Source organism: Acinetobacter sp. YH12052 (assembly GCF_013419835.1).
GTDB classification, from domain to species: domain Bacteria; phylum Pseudomonadota; class Gammaproteobacteria; order Pseudomonadales; family Moraxellaceae; genus Acinetobacter; species Acinetobacter amyesii.
In genome coordinates this window covers 1-3,831 of record NZ_VOZI01000047.1, presented here as the reverse complement: position 1 = coordinate 3,831, position 3,831 = coordinate 1, and the positions used below count along the sequence as shown (strand labels likewise).

The following is a 3,831-nucleotide window of genomic DNA, read 5'->3' as shown; positions in this document are numbered from 1 at the left end:
AATGATTTTTAATTCTATTCGACGGAGTCTTACATCTAGGGGGTGAATAAAGGGATTAGCCTTCGGCTGGAGGTACTTTTGTTTTGGCAAAAGTACCCAAAACCATTGTCATCCGCAAAACTCGTTCACTAGCGTCAAATTATTCAAAGTATCGCAAAAACATTTTTGATTAAAAGTAGTCCTGTCTCAAACACTTGCGGATGACGTTACCGCGTATCATATACTTTTATTTAAATCAAATTACGCTTCTGGTGTTACTGCGTAACATCAGTAAGTAAATAAAAAAATCCCCGCAACGAATGCAGGGATTTAAAAATTAACGTGATGACTTGAAGGTGGACGTAAAACTTTGAGCTTCACGTTTTGCATCTGGGTCACTCGGCATTGGGTATGGTGCAGCAGCTCGAACAGCAGCCTCAATACTGGCTTTCATATCAGGGTCACTAGAGTTCACGATCACTGATCGAACTGAACCACTTTCCGTAAGGGTAACGCGAGCAGTCGCCGTTTTACCTGCAGAGTCAGAAGGCGTATCCCACGCACGCTTAATCCTATTTTCAAAATCACGTTTTGCTGTTGAAGCAATTTTCTTCGCTTCAGCTTTTTTCTGTGCTGCTTCTTCAGCTGCTTTTTTTGCAGATGAAGCTTTGGCTTCTTCGGCTGCACGTTCGCGTGCTTCGGCATCGGCTTTTGCCTTTGCATCAGCCTTAGCTTTGGCATCAGCATCTGCTTTACGTTTTGCAGCTTCTGCATTGGCCTTAGCTTTGGCATCAGCATCTGCTTTACGTTTTGCAGCTTCCGCATTGGCCTTGGCTTTCGCATCAGCATCAGCTTTACGTTTTGCAGCTTCTGCATTGGCTTTAGCTTTTGCATCAGCATCAGCTTTACGTTTTGCAGCTTCCGCATTGGCTTTAGCTTTGGCATCGGCGTCTGCTTTACGTTTCGCCGCATCTGCATTGGCCTTGGCTTTTGCATCTGCATTGGCTTTTGCCGTTGCTGCAGCTTTGGCTTTGTCAGCTTCTGCTTTTCTTAATGCATCGGCACGGATTTTTTCAGCCTTGGCTTTTGCATCAGCATCTGCTTTACGTTTTGCTGCGTCAGCATTGGCTTTCGCCGTAGCATCTGCTTTTGCCTTAGCCGCATCCGCTTTGGCTTCTTGTTGCGCTTTTAGTTTTGCAGCTTCAGCCGCTTTAGCTTGTTCTTGAGCACGCTTTGCATTGTCCGCAGCTTTTTGTTCAGCAAGCTGCTGTGCTTTTGCCGCAGCGCGTGCCTGTTGAGCAGCAATCTGTGGATCTGCCTTAGGTGGTTCTGCTGGCTTAGGTGGTGCAGCCGTTGGAATCTCGGGTGCTGGTTCAACGCTAGGTTCTGCTGTTTGCGTGATTTGTTCAGCTACATTTTCATGCGCGGTTTCATCAAACTCTGTGACTTCACGTGTTACAGGTTTTAAATCTTCCGGTTTTACCAAAACAGTGGTTATTTTTTTAGGGGGCTCAGGTGGTTTACTCATGCCAAGATAAAGTAAGCCAACCACAGCGACGATATGCACACCTAGTGTGAAACCAATCGCAACGGCTTTTTGTTTAAAAGGCGGCTTGTTGAAATCTTTCATAAATTATTTTAATGGCTCAGTCAGTAAACCTACTTGTGTTAAACCTGCATCTTGAAGGGCAGACATGAGTTTCATGACTTCACCATAAGGACGAGATTCACTGCCGTTAATCAGGACACTCATTTGCTTTTTCTGTTCGTTGGCTTCATTTTGTGAAGCAGTTAAAACAGATTTTAGTTCATCGAGTGTGAGTACATCATTTTGATGATTTTTATCTTCGAGTTTGATCGTACCATCCGCCTCAAGTGTAACAATCGCAGGGCGATCTTCCGCTTGCATAGGCGTGCCATTCGCCTGTGGTAAGTCGACTTTGACACCTGTGGTGATCATAGGTGCAGTGACCATGAAAATCACCAATAAAACCAACATGACATCAATATAAGGTACGACGTTCATGTCACTTTTTAATGGTTTTTTGATGCGCTCAAAGCGTCCAGAACGTTGAATAGCCATTAGTCATCGTCCTGAGTTGAACCTACAGACTGGCGTTGTAATAACGCAACCATTTCTTCGGCAAAAAGTGCACGATCGTTATAAACGGCTTCACCTTTGGCTGTGAAATGGTTAAATGCAAGTACAGCAGGAATCGCTGCAAAAAGACCAATTGCCGTTGCAATCAATGCCTCTGCAATACCAGGAGCAACCGTAGCAAGGGTGACTTGGTCAACATCTGCCAAACCAATAAAGGCATTCATAATGCCCCAAACGGTACCAAATAAACCAACATAGGGAGCAACTGAGCCAATACTCGCAAGCGCGCCTAAACCATTTTCTAAATGTCCTTGGTCACGGCTTAAACCCACGCGAAGAATACGTTCTGTACCTTCAATTGATTGTTCTGCACTGGCATTACGTTTTTTAAGTTTGAAAAACTCGCCTAAACCTTGATAGAAGACATCTTCAAGGCCAACACGTTTCGAGTTGAGCTGAGCATTGTTGTATAAAGTGTTGAGTTCGGCGCCAGACCAAAAGATTTTTTGGAAATGTTCATCATCGGCCTGCGCTTTTTTATAACTCATGTGTAACTTGGCAATCAGATACCAACTGAATAACGAAGCTAAGAGCAGCAGGAGCATTACCAGTTGTACGACAGGACTTGCTTGTAAGATTAGGTCTGAAACTTTGAGTGTTGATTCTAGTTGAGTTGCCATAGTTACTACATGTGCCAAATAATTTTTTTAATCTTGTTCCAATTCTTTCAGAATCAGTTCACGTATTTCATCAGGAAGGCGACGGGGTTTCATCTCTGCACTGATACATGCCAATTCTACCTCACCTGATGCCAGCATAATATCACCACGATAAATATTTTGTTGCAACACAAATGACGTAGCCTTACACGAAACTACACTTGCTGTAACAGTAATCAGGTCATCCATTAATATAGGACGTGAATATTTCACATTAATTTTATGAACGACAAAGTTGTAATCTTTTTGATGCCAATAATGGTCTACACCTGAAGCGCGTAGCCATTCTGTGCGGGTACGTTCCATAAAGCGAATATGATTTGCGTGGTAAACAATGCCACCTGCATCTGTATCTTCAATATATACACGAATGTTGAATTCGAATTTATTCGCCATGAGAGTGTTCCGTCTTTATAAAATCTGAAAAATATTGGTCTGCACTTCAGCAAAGAATTAGAGCATTTAAAAATGGCGATAATTCAATGATTCGTCAAGTGCTTCAATGACGGGCAGTTTAGCACCGTGAGTCATCAGTCCAATGGCACAAGGTTTCAACTCACGTAAATCTTTAACTTTCGTAGTTGTAATTATTGGTTAAAAAGTGGCTGCTTTTAATTTGTTTGTTCATCTAATTTAAATTTTGCATCGACAAAATCCTGTAGATGAGCTGCTAAATATCCCGCAATATGAAAGTGAGTTTCTTCCATTTTCTTTTTCTGTTGCTTTGGAAGTAATGCTTTTAAAGATTCATACATATACGTTAAGCAGCAAAAGCCAAGGCCAATAACTACCATGAGTAAAAGTTTATTAGGTAGATCTATCCAGAAAAACACATAAACGAGTATGACTAAAGCAAAGAATGAGAAGCTGAAATACAACGTATTAATTTTTGCTGGCTTAAAGTTTTCCTTGACCAAAGCTTGTACGTCGTCGTGATAGTACGTCCCAATAAAAATGAGGGCAGAAGCATAGTTGAAGCTCAGGTTTTTTATACGATATGTAGAAGGCGATTGCTTAATAGTTAAAATATTA

The 3,831-nt window shown here is 41.9% G+C and carries 5 protein-coding genes; all 5 read right to left on the bottom strand.

Annotated features, from left to right (window positions below):
• Window positions 1–316 precede the first annotated feature (316 nt).
• A complete protein-coding gene (gene tolA, locus FTU06_RS16590) occupies window positions 317–1,609 on the bottom strand; it encodes a cell envelope integrity protein TolA (RefSeq protein ID WP_180147620.1) in 1,293 nt (430 codons plus the stop codon).
• A gap of 3 nt (window positions 1,610–1,612) precedes the next feature.
• Window positions 1,613–2,062 carry a protein TolR gene (gene tolR, locus FTU06_RS16585; protein ID WP_078190369.1) on the bottom strand — a complete coding sequence of 150 codons (450 nt, stop codon included), beginning with the start codon at window positions 2,060–2,062 and terminating at the stop codon, window positions 1,613–1,615.
• Window positions 2,062–2,760, bottom strand: coding sequence for a protein TolQ (gene tolQ / locus FTU06_RS16580; protein ID WP_180064292.1), 699 nt, complete (start codon window positions 2,758–2,760; stop codon window positions 2,062–2,064). The genes tolR and tolQ overlap by 1 nt, the downstream gene beginning before the upstream one ends.
• Before the next feature lie 27 nt (window positions 2,761–2,787).
• Window positions 2,788–3,195 (bottom strand): tol-pal system-associated acyl-CoA thioesterase, encoded by a 408-nt coding sequence (gene ybgC, locus FTU06_RS16575; protein WP_078190367.1) that lies wholly within the window; start codon window positions 3,193–3,195, stop codon window positions 2,788–2,790.
• A gap of 215 nt (window positions 3,196–3,410) precedes the next feature.
• Window positions 3,411–3,831: hypothetical protein (locus FTU06_RS16570; RefSeq protein ID WP_180064291.1), on the bottom strand; the 421-nt coding region annotated here is incomplete at its 5' end.

Bases quoted from the DNA above. Each gene is read 5' to 3' on its own strand.
- tolQ (WP_180064292.1), bottom strand. From the start codon at position 2,760: ATGGCAACTCAACTAGAATCAACACTCAAAGTTTCAGACCTAATCTTA.
- tolA (WP_180147620.1), bottom strand. From the start codon at position 1,609: ATGAAAGATTTCAACAAGCCGCCTTTTAAACAAAAAGCCGTTGCGATT.
- ybgC (WP_078190367.1), bottom strand. From the start codon at position 3,195: ATGGCGAATAAATTCGAATTCAACATTCGTGTATATATTGAAGATACA.
- tolR (WP_078190369.1), bottom strand. From the start codon at position 2,062: ATGGCTATTCAACGTTCTGGACGCTTTGAGCGCATCAAAAAACCATTA.